The organism is Curvibacter sp. PAE-UM (assembly GCF_001432305.1).
Taxonomy (GTDB): Bacteria; Pseudomonadota; Gammaproteobacteria; order Burkholderiales; family Burkholderiaceae_C; genus Hylemonella.
This window is the reverse complement of sequence record NZ_KQ483358.1, coordinates 964,877-989,110: the sequence shown is the minus strand read 5'-3', so window position 1 is coordinate 989,110 and position 24,234 is coordinate 964,877. Positions and strand designations below refer to the sequence as shown.

Genomic DNA, 24,234 nt, shown 5'->3' with positions numbered 1-24,234 from the left:
TCGTCGCCCGGCACTGTACAAGCCCGTAGGTATTCAATCGCCCCAGCGGGCGTAGTACACGGCCAGCGCCGTGACCAGGCCGTACAGCAGCATGGCCGCGCTGATGAGGGCAAACATGCCCTCCACCGGCACGGCGTAGTGCACCAGCAGCCAGCCCCCCACGGCCACCAGCAGCAGGCGCAGCGTGCCGGCCAGCACCGGTCCCAGCAGCTTGCCCGCGCCCTGGGCGGCAAAGTACAGGCACAGGCCGAAAGCGAAGAAACCGTAGGCCGGCGCGACCCAGCGGAAGTAGCTGCCTGCGTAGGCGATCACCTGCGGCTGCTCCGTGAACAGCCGCGACCAGGCATCAGGAAAGACCGCCACCAGCAGGCCGATGCCACCGACGATGGCGGCCGCCAGGCTGGCACCCGTCCAGGCCACGCGCCGCGCGCGCGGTACCAGGCCCGAACCCAGGGCCATGCCCACCAGGGGCAGGCAGGCCACGCCGATGGCGAAGGTGACGGGAATGAGCAGGAACTCCAGCCGCGCGCCGATGCCGTAGCCGGCCAGGGCCTCGGTGCCATAACCGGCCACGATGCGCGTGATGATGAGGATGGTCATCACGGTCTGCAGCGAGGAGATGCTGGCGACGGCACCGACCTTGAGGATGTCGTGAAAGTGGCTGCGCTGCAGCAGCCGGGTGGCGAACACCAGGCGCACGCGGCCCTGCCCCGTGCGCAGGTGGCGGTAGAGGTACAGCGCGCCCAGGCTGAAGGCGATCACCTGCCCCAGCGCGATACCGGCCATGCCCAGGCGGGGCACCGGCCCCCAGCCCAGGCCCAGCAGGCCACCCAGGACGATCTGCCCCAGGGCCACGCCCAGCAGGGTGAGCGACGGCGTTTTCATATTGCCCGCGCCGCGGATGACCGAGGCCAGGGCATTGGCCAGCCAGATGCTCAGGGCCCCGGCAAAGGCGATCTGCGCATAGGCCAGGGACTGCTCCAGGGCCGCGCCCTGCCCGCCGATCAGCGCGAACAGGGGTCGCCCCCAGAGCAGGATGAGCGCGCTGAAGAACAGCCCCAGCACCGCGCTGATGATCACGGCATGCAGGGCCAGCGCATCGGCGCGGGCCTGCTGGCCGGCCCCGATGGCACGGCTCACGGCCGCCGAGATGCCGCCACCGATGGAGCCGGCCGACAGCATCTGCTGCAGCATGATGAGCGGAAAGACCAGCGCCATGCCGGCCAGTGCCGGCGTGCCCAGCAAACCCACGTACACGGTCTCGGCCACGCTCACCAGGGCCGTGGCCACCATGGCGAACATATTGGGCACGCTGAGCCGCCAGAGGGTGGGGAGGATGGGCGCGGTGGTCAGGGAATGGGGAGCGGCCATGGGATCTTGAGGGGGCCGCCACCGGCCCGCGTGTCCCATGATGGCAGGGTTCCCGGTTTTCTGCTGCACGCCTGGGCGACAGGTCTGCGCCATGCGCAGCACCGTCAGCAGCAATAAAAAAGCCCCTTGCGGGGCTTCTTGCTCAGGCGGCTTGCGCGGTGGCGGGGCTCAGTGTGCGCCCCGTCCAGACAGCACACAGCGTGTCCGCCAGTTGCTCAGGCACCTCGTTGTCGAAGCTCATCAGCAAGTCGGGCGCCTGGGCTGCAGACGCCGATTTCAGGATGCTGGCCAGGCTGGCGCGCTGCGCATCGGTGGCCACGTGGCTGTGGCGCTGGGCCAGGCAGGCCAGGGTGGCGTCGCGCAGGCGGTCGGAGCCCAGCACGTGCCAGGCGTAGTCGATCTCGTAGCGTTCGAAGGCGTCTTTCAGGCTCTCGCCGTTGATCTTGGCTTCTTCGGCGAAATGGTTCAGGGTGCGGGTGCAGATGGCGCTCATGAGACCGGCAACCTGCTCGGCGTGCTCGTTCACGGAATTTTCTATGGCCATGGAGGGCTCCTGGTGGGTGATGAGCGTGAGCCCAGGGTACGGCTGGGGCATCGCCTTGTGGGCCGATGACAGACGCTGGAAACAGGGACCGCACAACTCGGAGGCGACAGGGCCTGGTGCGGGAAACAAAAAAGCCACCCCTGAGGATGGCTTTCCGAGAGATTCTGGTGGCCTGGGGCGGAATCGAACCACCGACACGCGGATTTTCAATCCGCTGCTCTACCAACTGAGCTACCGGGCCATGGAGAGATGGAATTATAGCAGCAGTCTGCTGCCCTTCCGCAGGCTCAGCCGCTGTTGCGCTTGCCGCGGCTCAGGTCCACGCCGAGCTGCTTGAGCTTGCGGTAGAGATGGGTGCGCTCCAGGCCAGTTTTTTCGGCCACACGGGTCATGGAGCCGCTTTCGCGCGCCAGGTGGTACTCGAAATAGGCCTTCTCGAACTCGTCGCGTGCCTCGCGCAGCGGCTTGTCGAGCTGGAAGTTCTGCTGCGCCTGCGGGCCGGTCTCGACACTGGCCATCAGGGGCTGGCCCAGGCCGGCCAGGGCCTCGCCGCTGGCGGCTGGCGGCAAGCCGCCACCACCGAGGGACGGCGCCGCCGGCTGCGGGGTGTTGCGCACCAGGCCCTGCTCCACCGCCTTGAGCAGCTTTTGCAGGGTGATGGGTTTTTCCAGGAAGGCCTGGGCGCCGATCTTGGTGGCCGCCACGGCGGTGTCGATGGTGGCGTGGCCGCTCATCATGATGACGGGCATGGTCAGCAGCCCGGTGGTGGACCATTCCTTGAGGAGGGTGACACCGTCGGTGTCGGGCATCCAGATGTCGAGCAGGACCAGGTCGGGGCGCTCGCGCTGGCGGGCGGCACGTGCCTGCGCCGCGTTCTCGGCGACTTCGACGGTGTGGCCCTCGTCGTTCAGGATTTCCCACAGCAGGTCGCGTATGCCTAGCTCGTCATCGACTACCAGTATGTTTGCCATGATGTGAACGCGGGTCTCTCGTAGTTCGGGCGGGATTCAGGCCGGGGCCGGTTTCTCCACCGCGAATGATAACGATACTTGCGCCCCTACCACCTGCTCTTCGGCCAGGCGGTTCGCCAGGTCGATCCGGGCACCGTGTTCATCGGCAATTTTCTTGACCACGGCCAGGCCCAGGCCGGTGCCCTTGGCCTTGGTGGTGACGTAGGGTTCGAAGGCGCGCTTGAGGATGGCCTCGGGGAAGCCCACCCCCCAGTCCAGCACGCTCAGGCGCACGCGGCCACTGGCTTCCACCCACTGGGTGCGCACGATGACCGGGAATTCCGGCCCGCTGCGCCCGGCGGTGTCGGTGGCGTCCTGGGCATTCTGCAGCAGGTTGTGCAGCACCTGGCGCAGCTGCTGGGCGTCGCCCATGACCCGGGGACAGCGCTCGTCGAGATCGGCGCGCACCGGCACGCGTGCACTGTCGCCCCCATAGAGATGCATCACTTCGCCCACCAGGGCATTGAGCTCCAGCGGCTTGAGCTCGGCAGCGGGCAGGCGCGCGTAGTCGCGGAATTCATTGACCAGGCGCTTCATGGCGTCGACCTGGTCGACGATGGTCTTGACCGATTTGGTGAGGACGGTCTGCTCGGCCGCCTCCACCTTGCCGGTGAGTTTTTTCTCCAGCCGCTCGGCCGAGAGCTGGATGGGCGTGAGCGGGTTCTTGATCTCGTGCGCCAGGCGGCGCGCCACCTCACCCCAGGCCTGGGCACGCTGGGCCGAGACGATCTCCGAGATATCGTCGAACACCAGCAGCCAGTCCTTGCCCGGCAGCTCGGCACCGCGCGCCACCAGGGTCAGGGTGCTCTCCCCGCCCGTGCCGGCCGCCGGCGAGCCCGAGGGGGGGCCGAGTTCGAAGGATTGCTGCCAGTGGTCCAGCGCGTGTTCGGCGCGTTCCTCCACGAAACGGTCGAACTGCTGCTGCACGTTCCGGGCGAAGTCGGCCAGGCCCTCGATGTCCGCCAGGCGCTTGCCCTCCCAGGCCGCCAGCGGCACGCGCAGGATGCGGGTGGCACCGGGGTTGACGGAGCGGATCACACCCTGCGCATCCAGCACCATGACGCCGGCGGTCAGGTTGTCCAGGATAGTCTGCAGGTTCTCGCGCGCCGCATTGACCTGCTCCATGCTGCTCTCCACCGCGCCACGCGCGTCGGCCAGCTGCTGGGTCATGTCGGCAAAGGATCGGGTGAGGCCGCCGAGTTCGTCGCGCCCCTGCAGCGCGGCCTTCGGGGTCAGGTCACCGGCGGCCACCTGGCGCACGCCGTCGGCCAGCAGCAGCAGCGGCCGCGTGATCTGGTTGCCCAGCACCACGGCCAGCAGCACGGCGCCGAAGACGGCCAGGAACAGGCTGAGCGTGAGCGTGCCGATGTACATGCGCCGCAGGCCCTGGCGTGCCAGGGCACGCTCCTGGTACTCGCGATGGGCCTCGGTCACGGCCAGGGCGTTGGCCACCAGGGTCTCGGGCAGGGCCTGGGTGACCACGAGAAAGCGCGGCTCGTCCAGCATGTCCAGCCCGGTGCGTGGCACCACCACCAGGGCCTTGATGCGCGCCTGCGCCGGCGCCATGGCGCTGCCGTCTTCCAGGCCCTCGACCCAGGTCACGGCGCGCTGGGTGCGCGCCTGGCGGAACTGTGAAGGCGCCGGCTTTTCGGGGTTGAGCTGGAAACGCGACTCGCCCACGCTGGCCAGCACCTGGCCGCTGCCGCTCCACAGCGTGGCGTCGCGCACCTCAAGCTGCTCGCGCAGGCGCTCGAGCATCAGGCCGGCCACCACGTCGGGCGTGTCCTGCAGCTGCGCGGCCGACGCGCGTGTCTTGCTGGCCAGGTCGCTGGAGAGCGTCTCGATCGTGGCGCGCCCCAGGCCCAGGCCGGCCTCCAATGCCCCTTCGACCTGAACGTCGAACCAGCTCTCGATCGAGCGCGAGACGAACTGGTAGGACACCACGTAGATCAGCAGGCCGGGCACGAAGCCGGCGAGCGCAAATACCGCGGCCAGCTTGACCAGCAGGCGGCTGCCGAAGCGCCCCTGCCGCAAACGCCTGAAAAGGCGCCAGGCCACCCAGCTGATGACGCCCAGCAGGACCACGGCCACCACCACGTTCAGCGTGAACAGGCGCGCGTAATTGCGCTCATACATGGCGCGGTTGTCGGTGGCCTGGGTCAGCAAAAAGAGCAGCACCAGGCCGATGGCCACGACGATGGCCACGACGATGGCCAGGGTCCAGCGCAGGGCTTTGGACTTCTGCCGGTCCAGGCGCATATTGGCGCCCGCAGCAGGCGTTGTCACTTCAGGCTCTCCGGCTGCAGGCGCTTGCTCGCGCTGACGGCCAGCACCCAGTCGCTCTCGCCCAGGGCGCCGATCTGCAGCGGGCGCGGCAGCTGCGTGATGTCGAGACGGAAGCGGAATTCGAAGCGATGCTGCGTTCCGGCCTCCAGTTCGGCCAGGTTGGCAATGCGCCAGCCCGAAACGCGCCGGATCACGCCCAGGGCCTCGTCCAGCGTGTCGAAGGTCTGCGCCAGGGCAACGCCCCCTTCGTTGCCGCTGACCGGGCCGGCGCCCACGGTGAGTCGCCAGCGGCGGATCAGGGGCTGGAACACCAGTCGCATATGGCGCTGGGCGCTGCCGACACGCTTGTCCAGCCAGTACCAGCGCTCGCGGTAGACCTCGGCTTCCTCGACGAAGATCACCGGCAGGCCTTTGTAGAGGGCGTCCTGGACGGCTGGCGGCAGCTGGAATTTGACGGTCGCCGCCAGTTCGACGCCATCGCCGCTGCGGCCCAGGTCCATCTGGGTGACTTCGGCCACGGCCGGCTGGGCGTGCAGAACCAGCGGCGACACGCCCAACAGGGCGCAGGCCAGCAGCGCGGACAGGTCAGCCCGCGCCCTTCTCCAGCAGTGCGTAATAAAAGCCGTCGTGGTCACTGCTCTGATTGTCCGTGACCGCGTTGCTTTCCAGCGAGATGGAGGGCCATAAATGCCCGGGCGAAGGCAGCAAACGGGCTTCTCTGTTGTGTGCAAGAAACGCCCGGACCTGATCCTCCCCCTCGGCCCGGAACACCGAGCAGGTGCAGTACACCAATCGTCCGCCCGGCTTGAGCAGAGGCCACAGCGTCCCCAGCAGGCGCGCCTGCTGTGCCGCGAGCTGGGCCACGTCGCTTTCACGGCGCAGCCAGCGCACGTCGGGGTGGCGGCGCACGATGCCCGAGGCGGTGCAAGGCGCGTCGAGCAGGATGGCATCAAAAGCCTGTCCGTCCCACCAGCGCTCGGGCGTGCCGGCATCGGCCGCCAGCACCTGGGCCTGCAGGCCCAGGCGCTGCAGGGTGTCCGTGATGCGCTGGCAGCGCTGGGGATCAATGTCCAGGGCCGTCACTTGCGCCTGCGCCAGCTCCAGCAAGTGGGCGGTCTTGCCGCCGGGGGCGGCGCAGGCGTCGAGCACGCGCAGGCCGGGCCGATGCTCCAGGCCCTGCAGCAGCAGGGGAGCTGCCAGCTGGGCCGCCGCATCCTGCACCGAGACCCGCCCCTGGGCAAAACCCGGGAGCTGCTGCACCGGCACGGGTGCGGCCAGTGTGAGCCCCTGGGCCCCATTGCGGCGAGCGCTGATGCCGGCGGCCAGCAAGGCGTCCAGGTAAGCGGCCACGCTGCCCTGGCGCAGGTTCACCCGCAGCGTCATGGGGGCCTGGGTGTTGTTGGCCTGCAGGATGGCCTGCCAATGCTGCGGTGCCTCGCGCTGCAGGCGGGTGATCCACCAGGCCGGGTGGTTCCAGCGCGCGACCGGGTCGGCGTCCGTTTGCGCGACCAATGCGGCGCGTTCACGCAGGAAACGGCGCAGGCAGGCGTTGACGAAGCTGGCCTGGGCGTGCATGACCTCGGTGCGCTTGGCGGCTTCCACCGCCTGGTTGACCAGGGTATGGATCTCATAAGGCCCGCCCTCACGCCAGCCCAGCGCCAGCGCCAGGCACAGCAGGGCATCGGCCGCGGGGGGTGGCTTGCGCGGGGCCAGCAGGCGCCTTAGCGCCTCGGCGCGGCCGAGTTCGCGCAGGGCGGCATAGACCAGCGCCTGCACACCGGGACGCAGCAGAGCGGGCACGGCCTCGATGGCCGCCGTACCGGAGGTGCCGGCGCGGATCGCCGCCAGTGCGCTGGCACCGGCCTGCAGTTGGCGCCACAGCGGTGGGGCTTGCCCGGTCTCACTCATGCGTGGATCCCTTGTGTTTTGTGTACGGTATTTTCGGGCTCAAAAAAATGCCCCAAGTGCGGCAGCACCTGGGGCATTGTGCGCGAGCGCCAACCGGTTTTACTCGGTGGCGGCGCCTTCGCTGCTCTGGGCCAGTTCGGCCGCTTCCGCGTCGGCGATGGCGCGGCGTTCGGCCTCGTCCATGCCTTCGCGGATCTTGCGGGCGTCGTGGTAGGCCATGCCGGTACCTGCGGGGATCAGGCGGCCGACGATGACGTTTTCCTTCAGGCCGCGCAGCTCGTCGCGCTTGCCCATGATGGCGGCTTCGGTCAGCACGCGCGTGGTCTCCTGGAAGGAGGCGGCGCTGATGAAGCTGTCAGTAGACAAGGAGGCCTTGGTGATACCCAGCAGCAGGTTGGTATAGGTCGACGGGATCTTGCCATCCTTGCGCAGGGCGTCGTTGGTGTTGAGCATCTCGGAACGCTCCACCTGCTCGCCGCCGATGTAGCCGGAATCGCCAGGGGCCTCGACCACCACACGACGCAGCATCTGGCGAACGATCACCTCGATGTGCTTGTCGTTGATCTTCACACCCTGCAGGCGATAGACGTCCTGGACTTCGTCCACGATGTAACGTGCCAGCTCTTCCATGCCCAGCAGGCGCAGGATGTCCTGCGGATCGGCCGGACCGTCGACGATGCTCTCGCCCTTGTTGACCACCTGGCCTTCGTGCACCACGATGTTCTTTTCCTTGGGCACGAGCTCTTCCCAGACCTTGCCTTCCGGATCGGTGATCTGCAGGCGCACCTTGCCCTTGGTCTCCTTGCCGAAGGACACGGTACCCGTGACCTCGGCCAGGATGCCCTTGTCCTTGGGAGTACGGGCTTCGAACAACTCGGCCACACGCGGCAGACCGCCGGTGATGTCGCGGGTCTTCTGGCCTTCGATCGGGATACGGGCCAGCACTTCGCCCGGGCCGACGTCCTGGCCGTCACGCACCTGGATCAGGGCACCGACCTGGAAGCCGATGGTCACCGAGTGGTCGGTGCCGGGGATCTTCACTTCGTTGCCCGAGGCATCGATCAGCTTGACCTGCGGACGCACGACCTTGACGGAACCGCGACGCTTCGGGTCGATCACGACCAGGGTGGACAAGCCGGTGACTTCGTCCACCTGCTTGGCCACGGTCAGGCCTTCTTCGACATTCTCGAAATGCGCCTTGCCGGCGAACTCGGTGATGATCGGGCGCGTCAGCGGATCCCAGTTGGCCAGGATGGTGCCGGCCTTGATCTGCTGGTCGGCCTTGACCGTCAGGATGGCACCGTAAGGCACCTTGTGACGCTCGCGCTCGCGGCCATGCTCGTCCTGGATGACGATCTCGCCGGAACGGGCGATCACCACCAGCTCCTTCTTGCTGTTGGTCACGTAGCGCATCGTAGCGTTGAAGCCGATGATGCCGTTGGACTTGGCTTCCACGCTGGAGGCGATGGCCGCACGAGAAGCGGCACCACCGATGTGGAAGGTACGCATCGTCAGCTGCGTGCCCGGCTCGCCGATGGACTGCGCGGCAATCACGCCGACTGCTTCGCCCAGGTTCACCAGACCGCCACGACCCAGGTCGCGGCCATAGCACTTGGCGCACAGGCCGAAGCGCGTGGCGCAGGTCAGCGCGGTGCGGACCTTGACCTCGTCGACACCGGCAGCTTCCAGCTCCTCGATGATGTCCTCGTCCAGCATGTTGCCAGCGGGCACCAGCACGACGCGGGATTCCGGATGCAGCACGTCCTCGGCCGCGGTACGGCCCAGGACACGGTCGCGCAGCGACTCGATCACCTCGCCGCCCTCGACGATGGCACGCATCAGCGAACCTTCGCTGGTGCCGCAGTCGTCCTGCGTCACCACCAGGTCCTGCGTCACGTCCACCAGACGGCGGGTCAGGTAGCCGGAGTTCGCGGTCTTCAGCGCCGTGTCGGCCAGGCCCTTACGGGCGCCGTGCGTGGAGATGAAGTACTGCAGCACGTTGAGGCCTTCACGGAAATTGGCCGTGATGGGCGTCTCGATGATGGAGCCGTCGGGTTTGGCCATCAGGCCGCGCATGCCGGCCAGCTGGCGGATCTGCGCGGCAGAGCCGCGCGCACCGGAGTCGGCCATCATGTAGATGGAGTTGAAGGACTCCTGGTCCACGGTCTTGCCGTGGCGGTCGGTGGTCTTCTCGGTGCGCAGCTGGTCCATCATGACCTTGGAGACCTTGTCGCCCGCCTTGCCCCAGATGTCCACCACCTTGTTGTAGCGCTCACCGGACGTCACCAGACCCGAGGTGTACTGCTGCTCGATGTCCTTGACCTCTTTTTCGGCCGACTCGATGATCTCGCCCTTTTCCTTCGGGACCAGCATGTCGTCGATGCAGATCGAGATGCCCGCCTTGGTCGCCAGACGGAAGCCGTTTTGCAGCAGCTTGTCTGCGAACACCACGGTTTCCTTCAGGCCGCACTTGCGGAAGGACACGTTGATCAGCTTGGAGATTTCCTTCTTCTTCAGCGCCTTGTTGATGTTGCTGAAGGGCAGGCCCTTGGGCAGGATCTCCGACAGCAGCGCACGGCCGGCTGTGGTCTCGACCAGCTTGGTCTCGGGCACGAACTCGCCGGTGTCCTTGTCCTTGGTCCACTCGGTCAGGCGCACGTTGACACGGGCGGTCAGCTCGACCTGGTTGTTGTCCAGCGCGCGCTGGACTTCGGACGTGTCGGCAAAGATCATGCCTTCGCCCTTGCCGTTGGTGCGCTCACGGGTCGTGTAGTACAGGCCCAGAACCACGTCCTGCGAAGGAACGATGGAAGGCTCACCGTTGGCGGGGAACAGCACGTTGTTGGAGGCCAGCATCAGGGTGCGGGCTTCCATCTGCGCTTCCACCGACAGCGGGATGTGCACGGCCATCTGGTCGCCGTCGAAGTCGGCGTTGAAGGCGGCGCAGACCAGCGGGTGCAGCTGGATGGCCTTGCCTTCGATCAGGATGGGTTCGAAGGCCTGGATACCCAGGCGGTGCAGCGTCGGCGCGCGGTTCAGCAGCACCGGGTGCTCCTTGATCACCTCTTCCAGGATGTCCCAGACCACCGGCGTGCCGGTTTCAACTTCCTTCTTCGCCGCCTTGATGGTGGTGGCGATGCCCATGGCTTCCAGGCGCGAGAAGATGAAAGGCTTGAACAGTTCCAGGGCCATCAGCTTGGGCAGGCCGCACTGATGCAGCTTGAGGGTCGGGCCCACGGTGATGACAGAACGGCCCGAGTAGTCGACGCGCTTGCCCAGCAGGTTCTGGCGGAAACGACCGCTCTTGCCCTTGATCATGTCGGCCAGGGACTTGAGGGCGCGCTTGTTGGCACCCGTCATGGCCTTGCCACGGCGGCCGTTGTCCAGCAGCGAGTCCACAGCTTCCTGCAGCATGCGCTTTTCGTTGCGCGCGATGATCTCGGGGGCCTTGAGCTCGAGCAGGCGACGCAGGCGGCTGTTGCGGTTGATGACGCGGCGATACAGGTCGTTCAGGTCGGAGGTCGCGAAGCGGCCACCGTCCAGCGGCACCAACGGACGCAGGTCCGGCGGCAGCACGGGCAGCACTTCCAGCACCATCCACTCGGGCTTGATGCCGGACTTCTTGAAGGCTTCGAGCACCTTGAGGCGCTTGGCGTTCTTCTTGACCTTCAGCTCGGAGCCGGTCAGGTCACCGCGCAGGCGCTCGATCTCGCTGTCGATCTCGATGCCTTGCAGCAGGTCCTTGATGCCTTCGGCGCCCATCTTGGCGGTGAACTCGTCACCGTATTCCTTGACCTTGGCGTCGTAGTCGTCCTCGGACATGATGCTGAATTTCTTCAGCGGGGTCATGCCGGGATCGGTCACCACATAGGCTTCGAAGTACAGCACGCGCTCGATGTCGCGCAGCGTCATGTCCAGCACCAGGCCCAGGCGCGAAGGCAGGGACTTCAGGAACCAGATGTGGGCGCAGGGCGCGGCCAGGTCGATGTGACCCATGCGCTCGCGGCGCACCTTGGTCTGCGTGACTTCAACGCCGCACTTCTCGCAGATCACGCCGCGATGCTTGAGGCGCTTGTACTTGCCGCACAGGCACTCGTAGTCCTTGATGGGGCCGAAGATCTTGGCGCAGAACAGGCCGTCGCGCTCGGGCTTGAAGGTGCGGTAGTTGATGGTCTCGGGCTTCTTCACTTCGCCGAAAGACCAGGAACGGATCTTCTCGGGCGAGGCCAGGCCGATCTTGATGGCATCGAAATGCTCATCCGGCGTGAACTGCTTGAACAGGTCGAGTAGGGATTTCATATGACTCTATCCTTTGCGAATTAGGAGCGCTCGAGCTCGATGTCCAGGCCCAGGGAGCGGATTTCCTTGACCAGCACGTTGAACGACTCGGGCATGCCAGCTTCGATGGCATGCTCGCCCTTGACAATGCTTTCGTAGACCTTGGTACGGCCCTGCACGTCGTCCGACTTGACGGTGAGCATTTCCTGCAAGGTGTACGCGGCGCCGTAGGCTTCCAGTGCCCACACTTCCATTTCGCCGAAACGCTGGCCGCCGAACTGGGCCTTGCCGCCCAGCGGCTGCTGGGTGACCAGGGAGTACGGACCGGTCGAACGGGCGTGCATCTTGTCGTCCACCAGGTGGTGCAACTTGAGCACGTGCATGTAGCCGATCGTGGTCGGGCGCTCGAACTGCTCACCGGTACGGCCGTCGAACAGGCGGGCCTGCGTGCGGGCGTCGGTCAGGCCCTTGGCCTTGACCACCTCTTCCGGATAGGCCAGCTTGAGCATGTTGCGGATTTCCTCTTCCGAGGCGCCGTCGAACACCGGCGTGGCAAAGGTGACACCGGTCGACAGGTTGCCGGCCATCTCCACCACTTGCGCGTCGCTCAGCTTGCTCAGGTCTTCCTTGCGGCCGGACGTGTTGTACAGCGTCTCGAGGAACTTGCGCAGCTCGACCGCCTTGGCTTCTGCCTGCAGCATGTCGCCGATGCGCTGACCGATACCCTTGCCGGCCCAGCCCAGGTGCACTTCCAGCACCTGGCCCACGTTCATGCGCGAAGGCACGCCCAGCGGGTTGAGCACGATGTCGCACGGGGTGCCGTCGGCCATGTAGGGCATGTCTTCGACCGGAACGATCTTGGACACCACGCCCTTGTTGCCGTGGCGGCCGGCCATCTTGTCGCCCGGCTGCAGGCGGCGCTTGACGGCCAGGTAGACCTTGACCATCTTGAGCACGCCAGCAGGCAGCTCATCGCCCTGCGTGAGCTTCTTGCGCTTCTCTTCGAAAGCCAGGTCGAAGCTGTGACGGGTCTGCTCCAGCGAGTTCTTGATGCTTTCCAGCTGGCTGGCGACTTCGTCGTCGGCCGGGCGGATGTCGAACCAGTGGAACTTCTCGACGCCGGCCAGGTAGGCCTTGTCGATCTTGCTGCCCTTGGCCAGCTTCTGCGGGCCGCCGTTGGCGACCTTGCCGTTGAGCAGCTTCTCGATACGATCGAAGGCGTCGGCTTCCACGATACGCAACTGGTCGTTCAGATCCAGGCGGTAACGCTTGAGCTCGTCGTCGATGATCTGCTGGGCGCGCTTGTCGCGCGTGATGCCTTCACGGGTGAAGACCTGCACGTCGATCACGGTGCCCTGCGAACCCTGGTCCACGCGCAGCGAAGTGTCCTTCACGTCGCTGGCCTTCTCGCCGAAGATGGCGCGCAGCAGTTTCTCTTCCGGCGTCAGCGTGGTCTCGCCCTTCGGGGTCACCTTGCCCACCAGCGTGTCGCCGGGCATGACTTCGGCACCCACATAGATGATGCCGGACTCGTCCAGACGGTTCAGTTGCTGTTCGGACAGGTTGGGAATGTCGCGGGTGATTTCCTCGGCGCCCAGCTTGGTGTCACGTGCCATGACCACCAGTTCCTCGATATGGATCGAGGTGTAGCGGTCTTCGGCGACCACGCGTTCGGAGATCAGGATCGAGTCTTCGAAGTTGTAGCCGTTCCAGGGCATGAAGGCCACCAGCATGTTCTGGCCCAAGGCCAGTTCACCCAGGTCGGTCGATGCGCCGTCGGCGATCACGTCACCCTTGGCCAGCTTGTCGCCCTTCTTGACGATGGGACGCTGGTGGATGTTGGTGTTCTGGTTGGAACGCTGGTACTTGATGAGGTTGTAGATGTCCACACCCACTTCACCGGCCATGGCCTCGTTGTCGTTCACGCGGATCACGATACGGGTGGCGTCGACATAGTCGACCACGCCGCCGCGGTTGGCGGTGACCACGGTGCCGGAGTCGATCGCGGAAACGCGCTCGATACCGGTGCCGACGAAGGCCTTCTCGGGACGCAGCACCGGCACGGCCTGGCGCTGCATGTTGGCGCCCATCAACGCGCGGTTAGCGTCGTCGTGCTCCAGGAAGGGCACCAGCGACGCGGCCACGGAGACGATCTGCGCAGGCGACACGTCCATGTACTGGATGCGCTCGGCGCCGCACAGGATGGACTCACCCGTTTCACGGGCAGAGACCAGCTCGTCGGTCAGGCGGCCATCCTTGTCCAGGGTGGCATTGGCCTGGGCGATGACGTACTTGCCTTCCTCGATGGCCGACAGGTAATCGATCTGCATCGTCACCTTGCCGTCCACCACGCGACGGTAGGGCGTCTCGATGAAGCCGTACTCGTTCAGGCGGGCGTACAGGGCCAGCGAATTGATCAGACCGATGTTCGGACCTTCCGGGGTCTCGATCGGGCAGACACGACCGTAGTGCGTGACGTGCACGTCACGCACCTCGAAGCCGGCGCGCTCGCGGGTCAGACCGCCCGGGCCCAGGGCGGAGACACGACGCTTGTGCGTGATCTCGGACAGGGGGTTGGTCTGGTCCATGAACTGCGAGAGCTGCGAGGCACCGAAGAACTCCTTCAGTGCCGCAGAGATCGGCTTGGAGTTGATCAGGTCGTGCGGCATCAGCGGCTCTTGCTCGGCCTGGCCCAGACGCTCCTTCACGGCCTTCTCGATACGGGCCAGGCCTGCGCGGTACTGGTTCTCGGCCAGTTCGCCGACGCAACGCACGCGGCGGTTGCCCAGGTGGTCGATGTCGTCGACTTCGCCGCGGCCGTTGCGCAAGTCCACCAGGATCTTGACCACGGCGAGGATGTCCTCGTTGGTCAGCACCATGGGGCCATTCGGATCGTTGCGACCCATCTTGGCGTTGAACTTCATGCGGCCCACGCGCGACAGATCGTAGGTGTCCGGGTTGTAGAACAGGCGCTGGAACAGGGCCTGAACGGCGTCTTCGGTCGGCGGCTCGCCGGGGCGCATCATGCGGTAGATGGCCACTCGGGCGGCGAACTCGTCGGTCGTTTCGTCGCTGCGCAGGGTCTGCGAGATGTACGCACCCTGGTCGAGTTCATTGGTGTAGATGCACTGCAGATCCTGCACACCGGCGGTGCGCAGCTTCTTGAGCAAGGCATCGGTCAGCTCGTCGTTGGCCTTGGCGATGATCTCGCCGGTGTCCGGGTCGACGATGTTGCGTGCCACCACGCGGCCGACCAGGAAGTCTTCCGGCACGCTGATGTGGGTGGTGGCGGACTGCTCCAGATCGCGCGTGTGACGCGCGGTGATGCGCTTGTCCTTGGCGACCACAACCTTGCCACCCTTGTCGGTGATGTCGAAACGGGCGACTTCACCGCGCAGGCGCTCGGCCACGAATTCCAGCTGCGCGCCGCTGTCCATCAGACGGAAGTTGTCGTTGACGAAGAAGTTCGCCAGGATCGATTCCGGGTTCAAGCCGATGGCCTTGAGCAGGATGGTCACCGGCATCTTGCGACGACGGTCGACGCGGAAGTACAGGACGTCCTTCGGGTCGAACTCGAAGTCCAGCCAGGAACCGCGGTAGGGGATGATGCGCGCCGAGAACAGCAGCTTGCCCGAGCTGTGGGTCTTGCCCTTGTCGTGCTCGAAGAACACGCCGGGCGAACGATGCAGCTGCGACACGATGACGCGCTCGGTACCGTTGATGATGAAAGAACCCTTGGTCGTCATGAGCGGCACTTCGCCCATGTAGACCTCCTGCTCCTTCACTTCCTTGACCACCTTGTTCTGCGGGGTCGAGGACTCACGGTCGTAAATGATGAGTTGCACGCGCGCACGCACGGCGGACGCGAAGGTCAGGCCGCGGGTCTGGCACTCGCGCACGTCGAAAGCGGGCTTGGCCAGGTTGTATTCAAGGAACTTCATCTCCACAAAACCGTTGTGCGAGACGATGGGGAAGGCGGCTTCGAAAGCGGCCTGCAAGCCCTCAGGAGTGCGCTTGGTGGGCAAATTGTCTGCCTGCAGGAAGGCCGTGTAGGCGTCCTTTTGCATCTGCAGCAGGTAGGGGATTTCGAGCACGCTGTCGCGGCTGCCGAAGCTTTTGCGGATTCGCTTGCGTTCGGTATAGGTATAGGCCATTAGATCTACTCCACGGGCTTGAGAGGTCTTTGGCGACTGGCGCGCCGGGCATCACACCCAGCAGGCTTGGTGGTTGGCCGCTACCAACCAATGGCGGACGGCCGCGCGTTGCACGCGGCCCGAACCAAGGCGTCTTCTGCAGTCGGGTCAGAAGTCACTCAAAAACACCCGTTGTGAGGGGGCTTTCGGGTGCGCTCTGTAAGCGCCAAAGGCTGGAGGCCTTTTCAGACACTCCAGCCTTCGAGCAGGACCGAATTACTTCAGTTCAGCCTTGGCACCGGCTTCCACCAGCTTCTTGACGGCCGCTTCGGCGTCGGCCTTGGGCATGGCTTCCTTGACAGCCTTGGGAGCGCCGTCGACCAGGTCCTTGGCTTCCTTGAGGCCCAGACCGGTGATTTCGCGCACGGCCTTGATGACCGACACCTTGGCGGCGCCAGCGTCCAGCAGCATCACGTTGAACTCGGTCTTCTCTTCCACGGCAGCAGCGGCACCACCGCCAGCAGCAGCGGGGGCGGCCATGGCGGCAGCGCTCACGCCAAACTTCTCTTCGATGGCTTTCACCAGGTCGTTGAGGTCCATGACCGTCATGCTGTCCAGCGCGGTCAGAAATGCGTCTTTATCGAATGCCATTTTAATTTCCTAACAATTGGTTAACAGGGTTGCCGCGCTTCAAGCAGCAGCAACTTCGCCTTCGCCTTTTTTGGCCGCCAGGGCACCCAGCACCACGGCGGTGCGGGAGATCGGCGACATCAGCAAGCCACACAGCTGGGCCAGCAGCACTTCCTTGGAGGGAATGCTTGCCAGCTGCTTGACGCCGTTCACGTCCAGGGCTTTGCCTGCAAATGCACCACCGCGTATCACCAACTTGTCGTTGGTTTTCGCGAAGTCAGCCACCACTTTTGCAGCGGCGACGGCATCGACAGAGAAGCCATAGATCAGCGGTCCGGTCATCTGGTCGGCTGCCACTTCAAACTGGCTGCCAGCCACAGCACGGCGGGCCAGCGTGTTTTTCAACACGCTCAGGCTCACACCATTGCTGCGGGCGTTGGCGCGCAGTTTGGTCATGTCAGCGACCGTGATGCCGCGGTATTCCGCCATCACGAGCGTTTGAGCTTTAGCGGCGAGGCCGGTCACATCACTGATGACCGCTTCTTTCTCACTGCGATTCAGACTCAAGGTCTAACTCCTTCAAAATGTGTCCGTCGACTAAGCGCCTGCGGACACGCCTCATTGCAGCGATCAACTGTTCAGGAACTCATTCCATCTGCAGCGGGATCGCCATCTACGCTGGCTTTCACTGATTAAGCACAGCAGGACTGTGCGCCAACGGTCTTGGATGGCCCAGCCAGTCTTGCAACTGGCCAGCCCACCACATCGACCAGCTGTTTCCAGCCAGTCAAATCTTTGCGATTACGCCGAGATGGTCTGGGTGTCGACGCGGACACCCACGCCCATCGTGGACGAAACAGCAATCTTGCGCAAAAAGATACCCTTGCTCGAAGCCGGCTTGGCCTTGTTCAACGCCTCGATCAGCGCAGCCAGGTTGCCCTGGAGCTTGGCAGCGTCAAACGAGCGGCGGCCGATCGTGCTGTGCACGATACCGGCCTTGTCCACGCGGAACTGCACCTGACCAGCCTTGGCGTTCTTCACGGCCGTGGCCACGTCTGCGGTGACGGTGCCGACCTTGGGATTGGGCATCAGGCCACGCGGACCCAGGATCTGACCCAGCGTACCCACGACGCGCATCGCGTCCGGAGCAGCGATCACGATGTCGAAGGGCATGTCGCCGGCTTTCACGCGGGCAGCCAGGTCGTCCATGCCGACCACGTCTGCGCCGGCGGCCTTGGCTTCTTCAGCCTTGGCGCCCTGGGCGAACACGGCCACGCGCTTGGTCTTGCCGGTGCCGTTCGGCAGCACGACGGCACCACGCACCACCTGGTCCGACTTCTTGGCATCGATGCCGAGCTGCACGGCCACGTCGATGGACTCATCGAACTTGGCGGTGGCGCACTCTTGCACGATCTTCAGCGCATCGGCCAGCGGGTACAGCTTGTTGCTGTCGACCTTGCCTTGCAGGGCTTTTTGTTTCTTGGTGGTCATTTACACGCCCTCCACATTCACGCCCATGGAACGGGCAGAACCAGCGATGGTGCGAACAGCGGCATCCAGATCGGCGGCCGTCATGTCCTTCATCTTGGTCTTGGCGATTTCCTCGAGCTGGGCCCGGGTGATCTTGCCGACCTTGTCCTTCAGCGGATTGGACGAACCCTTGTCCAGCTTGATGGCCTTCTTGATCAGCACCGTCGCAGGCGGCGTCTTGATCACGAAGGTGAAGCTCTTGTCCGCGAAGGCGGTGATCACCACCGGCAGCGGCAGACCGGGCTCGACGCCCTGGGTCTGGGCGTTGAACGCCTTGCAGAACTCCATGATGTTCAGACCGCGCTGGCCCAGAGCGGGACCAATCGGCGGCGAGGGATTGGCCTTACCAGCCGGCACTTGCAGCTTGATAAAACCGACGATTTTTTTCGCCATGCTTTTCTCCTTACGGGTGATAGCGCCTGGGCAATCTGCCTCGGCTCCCCGGGGTTAACGACTCACTTCAAACATCCGCGCCGAGTCGAAAAGCGCGAAATCCAATACTGCCTGGCGCCGGCTCTCAGGTCTTTTCGACCTGCGAGAACTCCAGCTCCACCGGTGTCGAGCGGCCGAAAATCGTGACCGCCACGCGCACCTTGTTCTTTTCGTAGTTGACTTCCTCGACCGTGCCGTTGAAGTCGGTGAACGGGCCTTCCTTGACGCGCACGTACTCGCCCACTTCGAACTCGACCTTGTGACGCGGCTTCTCGGAGCCTTCCTGCATCTGGTTGACGATCTTCATGACCTCTTCTTCGGAGATCGGGGCCGGGCGGTTCTTGGCGCCACCCACAAAACCGGTCACCTTGTTGGTGTGCTTCACCAGGTGCCAGGTGTCGTCGTCCATGACCATTTCCACCAGCACGTAGCCGGGGAAGAACTTGCGCTCGGTGGTGCGCTTCTGGCCGTTCTTGATCTCGACCACTTCTTCCATCGGCACCATGATGCGGCCGAACTTGTCCTGCAGACCGGAACGGTTGATGCGCTCGATGATGTTGCGCTCGACCGCCTTCTCCATGCCGGAGTAGGCGTGCACGACATACCAGCGCAGGTCCGGATTGGCCGGCTTGGCAGCCGGCACGGACGAAGCATCTACCACGTCAGTCATTACTTCCTCCAGCCCAGAATCAGGTCAAAGATGAACCACTCAAGGGTCTTGTCGGTCAGCCACAGAAACAGGGCCATCACCACCACGAAGGCAAAGACGTAGGCCGTCATCTGGATCGCTTCCTTGCGCGCCGGCCAGACCACTTTTCCGACTTCGCGCCAGGCATCGCGCCCGAAGGCCCACAGATCCCGCCCCGTCTGGGCCGAGAAAAACACGACGACCGCAGCCACCAGGGCCGCCAGCAGCGCACCCCACTGCACCAGGGCGCCCTGCTTGCCCAGCCAGTAGAAGGCCACCAGGCCAGCCAGCAGCAGCAGCACTGCTGCAGCCAGCTTGAGCTTGTTCGCTCCGCTACCGACCGTTTCCACTTGTGACGTTGCCATTTTCAAAATTCCGCTTAGCGCCTGTATCAAAACCACCGCGCCTCTTGAGACGCTGAAGCCCGCCACGGCGGTGGCGGGCTTTTTGTGCACCAACCCGCTTCAGCAGGTCAGGTGGCAGGGGCAGTAGGAATCGAACCTACAACCTTCGGTTTTGGAGACCGACGCTCTGCCAATTGAGCTATACCCCTACAAAACCATTACGCCAGGATCTTGGCGACCACACCGGCGCCCACCGTCTTGCCACCTTCGCGGATGGCGAAGCGCAGGCCTTCTTCCATGGCGATGGGGGCGATCAGCTTGACGGTGATCGACACGTTGTCGCCCGGCATCACCATTTCCTTGCCTTCGGGCAGCTCGATGGCGCCGGTCACGTCCGTCGTACGGAAGTAGAACTGCGGACGGTAGTTGTTGAAGAAGGGGGTGTGGCGGCCGCCTTCGTCCTTGCTCAGCACGTACACCTCACCCGTGAAGTGGGTGTGGGGCTTGATGGAGCCGGGCTTGCACAGCACTTGGCCGCGCTCGACTTCTTCACGCTTGGTGCCGCGCAGCAGGATACCGACGTTGTCGCCAGCCTGGCCCTGGTCCAGCAGCTTGCGGAACATTTCCACGCCGGTGCAGGTGGTCTTCTGGGTGACCTTGATGCCGACGATTTCGATTTCTTCGCCGACCTTGACGATGCCGCGCTCGATACGGCCGGTCACGACGGTGCCGCGGCCAGAGATGGAGAACACGTCTTCCACGGGCATCAGGAAGGCACCGTCCACGGCACGCTCAGGGGTGGGGATGTAGGTGTCCAGGGCGTCGGCCAGCTTCATGATGGCACCTTCGCCCAGCTCGCCCTTGTCGCCTTCCAGGGCCAGCTTGGCCGAGCCCTTGACGATGGGGGTGTCGTCGCCGGGGAAGTCGTACTTGGAGAGGAGTTCGCGCACTTCCATCTCGACGAGCTCGAGCAGCTCGGCGTCGTCGACCATGTCGCACTTGTTCAGGAAGACGATGATGTAGGGAACACCCACCTGACGGGCCAGCAGGATGTGCTCGCGGGTCTGGGGCATGGGGCCGTCAGCGGCGGACACGACCAGAATGGCGCCGTCCATCTGGGCGGCACCGGTGATCATGTTCTTGACGTAGTCGGCGTGGCCGGGGCAGTCCACGTGGGCGTAGTGACGGTTCTTGGTCTCGTACTCGACGTGGGCGGTGTTGATGGTGATGCCGCGGGCCTTCTCTTCAGGAGCCGCATCGATCTGGTCGTAGGCCTTGGCCTGGCCGCCAAACTTGGCCGCCAGCACAGTGGTGATGGCCGCCGTCAGGGTGGTCTTGCCGTGGTCCACGTGACCGATCGTGCCCACGTTGACGTGCGGCTTGGTCCGCTCAAATTTCTCTTTTGCCATTTTTCAAATCTCCAGAAAGGATGCAAAAAGCAATTACGACTTCAAACACCAAGACACGCCGGCAACGGCCGCGCACCTGAAAGTGGTGCCCTTTGCGGGAATCGGACCCGCGACCTCTCCCTTACCAAGGGAGTGCTCTACCACTGAGCCAAAAGGGCAATATTCTTGTCACTACCTACGGCAAAAGACACATGGAGCGGGAGACGGGAATCGAACCCGCGTCATCAGCTTGGAAGGCTGGGGTTCTACCATTGAACTACTCCCGCATCACCCAAAACGCTCGCTCTACGCATCTTTCACTGGTGGAGAGGGCTGGATTCGAACCAGCGTACTCGTAAGAGGGCAGATTTACAGTCTGCTGCCATTAACCACTCGGCCACCTCTCCATTAGGTGAACCTCAGATTATGCCATGAAATTTTGACGACAGCGAGGCGTCAAACCCTCCAAGTTCACCATGGGACCTCGCCCAGCCCCTGTTCCAGCAAAAACGCACTCGCCCGGCTGAAGTGGCCACACCCCAGAAAGGGCTGCGGGCCGCGCCGGGCCGACAGGGGCGACGGATGGTTGGCCGTCAGCACGAGGTGGCGCCGATCCCCTGCGGCAAGCCCGGCAGCAGCAGCGGCCCGCTGGGCATGGGCACCCCAGAGCATGAACACGGCCGGCCGTGACCGCTCGACCACGGCACGAATTACTTTGTCAGTGAGCACTTCCCAGCCACGGCTCGCATGACTGGCGGGCTGGCCGTCTTCTACCGTCAGGCAGGTATTGAGCAGCAACACCCCCTGGCGCGCCCAACGCAGCAGGGAGCCGTCGGCCGGCGGGCTGGTGGAGGTGAGCGCTGGATCACGCGCCAGTTCCAAGTGGATATTGCGCAGGGAGGGTGGCAGGCGCACACCCGGCGCCACGGAAAAAGCCAGGCCCTCGGCCTGGCCCGGCCCGTGGTACGGGTCCTGGCCCAGGATCAGGACGCGCACGTCGGCCAACGCCGTCAGCTCCAGCGCGCGCAGGGGCCGGGGCGGGTAAATGGTGGCGCCAGCCGCCAGCCTGGCACCGATGTGGTGGCCCAGCTGCACTCCGGCTTCGCTGTCGAGAAACCGGGAGACCAGCGGATGCCAGTCGGCAGCCACCGGCCAGTTGCCCGGCTCCCAGGCCTGGAGGCAGGCCGGCGCAGCCGCGCCACCCGTGAACAGGTCCGGCTGCGACAAGGTCATCAGGCAAACAGTTCGGCCAATGCCAGGCCTGGATCGGGGGCGCGCATGAAAGCCTCGCCGACCAGGAAGGCATTGACGCCTGCCGCGCGCATGCGCTGCACATCGGCGCGATCCAGGATGCCGGACTCCGTCACCAGCAGGCGATCGGCCGGCACACGCTCGCGCAGCGCCAGCGTGGTCTCCAGCGACACCTCGAAGGTGCGCAGGTTGCGGTTGTTGATCCCCACCAGCGGGGTTTTCAGTTTCAGCGCGCGGTCCAGTTCGGCCCCATCGTGCACCTCGACCAGCACGGCCATGTCCAGCCCGCGCGCGATGGCCTCCAGGTCGGCCATCTGCGCATCGTCCAGGCAGGCGGCGATCAGCAGGATGCAGTCCGCGCCCATGGCGCGCGACTCGTAGATCTGGTACGGATCGACCATGAAGTCCTTGCGCAGCACGGGCAGCTCGCAGGAGGCACGGGCCTGCTTCAGGTAGTCGGGCTGGCCCTGGAAGAACTGGCGATCGGTGAGCACCGACAGGCAGGCGGCGCTGGTCTGGCTGTCGCCTTCGGCGTAGCTCTGGGCAATGTCGGCGGGGATGAAATCCTCGCGCAGCACGCCCTTGCTCGGACTGGCTTTCTTGATCTCGGCGATCACCGCCGCCTGGCCGGCGGCGATCTTTGCGCGCAGGGCGCCGACGAAGTCGCGGGTGAGCACACGCGATTCGGCGTCGGCCCGCATGGCGGCCAGCGATGTCTTCTTCAGGGCTGCAGCCACTTCCTGGCGCTTGACGGCCACGATCTTGTCGAGGATATCGCTCATGCTGCCTGCCCCAGTTTGTGCGCCGTCGTCACGAGTTGCTCCAGCTTGGCCTTGGCGGCGCCGGAATCGATGACCTCACGCGCACGCGTGATGCCCGCCGCCATGCTGTCCACCACGTTCGCGGCGTACAGCGCCGCCCCGGCATTGAGCAGGACGATGTCACGCGCAGCGCCCGGCTGCTTGTCCAGCACGCCCAGTAGCATGGCGCGCGAGGCCTCGGGCGTGTCCACCTTGAGGGCGCGCGTGCTGGCCATGGTCAGGCCGAAGTCCTCGGGATGGATCTCGTACTCGGTGACCTCCCCGTTTTTGAGTTCGCCCACCAGGGTGGCCGCGCCCAGGCTGATCTCGTCCATGCCATCCTTGCCGTAGACCACCACGGCATGCTCGGTACCCAGGCGCTGCAGGGCGCGCACCTGGATACCCACCAGATCCGCATGGAACACGCCCATGAGGATGTTGGGCGCGCCGGCCGGGTTGGTCAGCGGACCCAGGATGTTGAAGAGGGTCTTGATCCCCAGTTCGCGCCGCACCGGCGCCACGTTTTTCATGGCCGGGTGGTGGTTGGGCGCGAACATGAAACCTACCCCCGTTTCGGCGATGCACCGGGCGATGGCCTCCGGCTTGAGGTGGATGTTGATGCCCAGCGACTCCATCACATCCGCGCTGCCGCTCTTGCTGCTGACGCTGCGTCCGCCGTGTTTGCTGACCTTGGCGCCAGCCGCTGCGGCCACGAACATGGAGCAGGTGGAGATGTTGAAGGTGTGGGCGCCGTCGCCGCCGGTGCCGACGATGTCGACCAGGTGCTTGCGATCCGCCACATTGACCTTGGTCGAGAATTCGCGCATCACCTGCGCGGCGGCCGTGATCTCGCCGATGGTTTCTTTCTTCACGCGCAGGCCGGTGATGAGGGCGGCCATCAGCACGGGCGACATCTCGCCACTCATGATGAGCCGCATGATGTGCAGCATCTCGTCATGGAAGATTTCGCGGTGCTCGATGACACGTTGCAGCGCTTCCTGCGGTGTGATCTGGTGGGGATGGGGCATGGTGTGCTCCTCGTTGTTTATGCTGGCTGCAGGAAATTCTTCAGCATGGCATGGCCATGCTCGGTCAGGATCGATTCAGGATGGAACTGCACGCCCTCGATGGCCAGGGTCTTGTGCTTCACGCCCATGATCTCGCCATCTTCGGTCCAGGCCGTCACTTTCAATTCGAGGGGGCAGGTGGCGCGCTCGATGGCCAGCGAGTGGTAACGGTTCACGGTGAACTGTTTCGGCAGGCCGGCAAACACGCCTTCCTGCGTGGTGGTGATGACGCTGGTCTTGCCGTGCATGAGCTGCTGCGCCCGGATGATCTTGCCGCCGAAGGCCGCGCCGATGCTCTGGTGCCCCAGGCAGACGCCCAGGATGGGCAGCTTGCCCGCGAAGTGGCGGATCGCCGCCACCGAGATGCCGGCCTCGGCCGGCGAGCAGGGGCGGGGCGAGATGCCCAGCCGGTCCAACTGGCCGGCCTTCAGCTTGGCCTCGATCTCTGCGACCGTGATCTCGTCGTTGCGGTGCACCTCGACGTCAGCGCCGAGTTCGCCGAAGTACTGCACCAGGTTGTAGGTGAACGAATCGTAGTTGTCCACCATGAGCAATTGGATGTTCTTTGCCATGA

Annotated in this window: 19 protein-coding genes and 5 tRNA genes; all 24 read right to left on the bottom strand. The window is 64.8% G+C overall.

Translation table 11 applies throughout. The features are described 5' to 3' along the window. Nucleotides 1-33: 33 nt before the first annotated feature. On the bottom strand, nt 34-1,371 hold the full coding sequence (locus AO057_RS04815; protein ID WP_082605410.1) for an MATE family efflux transporter: 1,338 nt from the start codon (nt 1,369-1,371) through the stop codon (nt 34-36). 142 nt (nt 1,372-1,513) lie between these two features. Continuing rightward, nucleotides 1,514-1,915 carry a hypothetical protein gene (locus tag AO057_RS04810; protein WP_057674562.1) on the bottom strand — a complete coding sequence of 134 codons (402 nt, stop codon included), beginning with the start codon at nt 1,913-1,915 and terminating at the stop codon, nt 1,514-1,516. Between the two features lie 165 nt (nt 1,916-2,080). Next, nucleotides 2,081-2,156, bottom strand: a tRNA-Phe gene (locus AO057_RS04805). 46 nt (nt 2,157-2,202) lie between these two features. After that, nucleotides 2,203-2,886 carry a response regulator gene (locus tag AO057_RS04800; protein WP_057674561.1) on the bottom strand — a complete coding sequence of 228 codons (684 nt, stop codon included), beginning with the start codon at nt 2,884-2,886 and terminating at the stop codon, nt 2,203-2,205. 36 nt (nt 2,887-2,922) lie between these two features. After that, a complete protein-coding gene (locus AO057_RS04795; RefSeq protein WP_057674560.1) occupies nt 2,923-5,184 on the bottom strand; it encodes a sensor histidine kinase in 2,262 nt (753 codons plus the stop codon). Nucleotides 5,185-5,207: 23 nt separating this feature from the next. Beyond that, entirely contained in the window at nt 5,208-5,762 is a 555-nt protein-coding gene (locus tag AO057_RS04790; RefSeq protein WP_240480733.1) for a DUF4390 domain-containing protein, read from the bottom strand. Nucleotides 5,763-5,796: 34 nt separating this feature from the next. Further along, nucleotides 5,797-7,119, bottom strand: a complete 1,323-nt coding sequence (rsmB, locus tag AO057_RS04785; protein WP_057674559.1) for a 16S rRNA (cytosine(967)-C(5))-methyltransferase RsmB — start codon at nt 7,117-7,119, stop codon at nt 5,797-5,799. A 99-nt stretch (nt 7,120-7,218) separates the two neighbouring features. Continuing rightward, a complete protein-coding gene (rpoC, locus tag AO057_RS04780; RefSeq protein ID WP_057674558.1) occupies nt 7,219-11,418 on the bottom strand; it encodes a DNA-directed RNA polymerase subunit beta' in 4,200 nt (1,399 codons plus the stop codon). A gap of 20 nt (nt 11,419-11,438) precedes the next feature. Continuing rightward, entirely contained in the window at nt 11,439-15,551 is a 4,113-nt protein-coding gene (gene rpoB, locus AO057_RS04775; protein ID WP_057674557.1) for a DNA-directed RNA polymerase subunit beta, read from the bottom strand. Between the two features lie 255 nt (nt 15,552-15,806). Further along, nucleotides 15,807-16,181 (bottom strand): 50S ribosomal protein L7/L12, encoded by a 375-nt coding sequence (rplL, locus tag AO057_RS04770; protein WP_057674556.1) that lies wholly within the window; start codon nt 16,179-16,181, stop codon nt 15,807-15,809. Nucleotides 16,182-16,220: 39 nt separating this feature from the next. Further along, on the bottom strand, nt 16,221-16,727 hold the full coding sequence (gene rplJ, locus AO057_RS04765; RefSeq protein ID WP_057674555.1) for a 50S ribosomal protein L10: 507 nt from the start codon (nt 16,725-16,727) through the stop codon (nt 16,221-16,223). Between the two features lie 234 nt (nt 16,728-16,961). After that, nucleotides 16,962-17,651, bottom strand: coding sequence for a 50S ribosomal protein L1 (rplA, locus tag AO057_RS04760; RefSeq protein ID WP_057674554.1), 690 nt, complete (start codon nt 17,649-17,651; stop codon nt 16,962-16,964). After that, a complete protein-coding gene (gene rplK / locus AO057_RS04755; protein ID WP_057674553.1) occupies nt 17,652-18,083 on the bottom strand; it encodes a 50S ribosomal protein L11 in 432 nt (143 codons plus the stop codon). It abuts the gene before it with no gap. A gap of 124 nt (nt 18,084-18,207) precedes the next feature. Further along, nucleotides 18,208-18,792 (bottom strand): transcription termination/antitermination protein NusG, encoded by a 585-nt coding sequence (gene nusG, locus AO057_RS04750; RefSeq protein ID WP_057674552.1) that lies wholly within the window; start codon nt 18,790-18,792, stop codon nt 18,208-18,210. Continuing rightward, the gene (gene secE / locus AO057_RS04745; RefSeq protein ID WP_057674551.1) at nt 18,792-19,175 is read right to left on the bottom strand and encodes a preprotein translocase subunit SecE; all 384 of its coding nucleotides are present in this window, start codon (nt 19,173-19,175) and stop codon (nt 18,792-18,794) included. The genes nusG and secE overlap by 1 nt, the downstream gene beginning before the upstream one ends. Before the next feature lie 112 nt (nt 19,176-19,287). Further along, nucleotides 19,288-19,363, bottom strand: a tRNA-Trp gene (locus AO057_RS04740). A 9-nt stretch (nt 19,364-19,372) separates the two neighbouring features. Beyond that, entirely contained in the window at nt 19,373-20,563 is a 1,191-nt protein-coding gene (gene tuf / locus AO057_RS04735; protein ID WP_057674145.1) for an elongation factor Tu, read from the bottom strand. Between the two features lie 83 nt (nt 20,564-20,646). Beyond that, nucleotides 20,647-20,721: transfer RNA gene (locus AO057_RS04730), tRNA-Thr, on the bottom strand. A gap of 34 nt (nt 20,722-20,755) precedes the next feature. Further along, nucleotides 20,756-20,829 (bottom strand) — tRNA-Gly (locus AO057_RS04725). A 34-nt stretch (nt 20,830-20,863) separates the two neighbouring features. Continuing rightward, a tRNA-Tyr gene (locus tag AO057_RS04720) sits at nt 20,864-20,949 on the bottom strand. Between the two features lie 64 nt (nt 20,950-21,013). Beyond that, nucleotides 21,014-21,775, bottom strand: a complete 762-nt coding sequence (locus AO057_RS04715) for a uracil-DNA glycosylase (RefSeq protein ID WP_057674550.1) — start codon at nt 21,773-21,775, stop codon at nt 21,014-21,016. Then, nucleotides 21,775-22,575 (bottom strand): indole-3-glycerol phosphate synthase TrpC, encoded by an 801-nt coding sequence (gene trpC / locus AO057_RS04710; RefSeq protein ID WP_057674549.1) that lies wholly within the window; start codon nt 22,573-22,575, stop codon nt 21,775-21,777. Before trpC ends, AO057_RS04715 begins: the two co-directional genes overlap by 1 nt. Continuing rightward, a complete protein-coding gene (gene trpD, locus AO057_RS04705) occupies nt 22,572-23,621 on the bottom strand; it encodes an anthranilate phosphoribosyltransferase (RefSeq protein ID WP_057674548.1) in 1,050 nt (349 codons plus the stop codon). Before trpD ends, trpC begins: the two co-directional genes overlap by 4 nt. Nucleotides 23,622-23,638: 17 nt before the next feature. Continuing rightward, nucleotides 23,639-24,232 carry an anthranilate synthase component II gene (locus AO057_RS04700; RefSeq protein ID WP_057677169.1) on the bottom strand — a complete coding sequence of 198 codons (594 nt, stop codon included), beginning with the start codon at nt 24,230-24,232 and terminating at the stop codon, nt 23,639-23,641. Nucleotides 24,233-24,234: the final 2 nt, after the last annotated feature.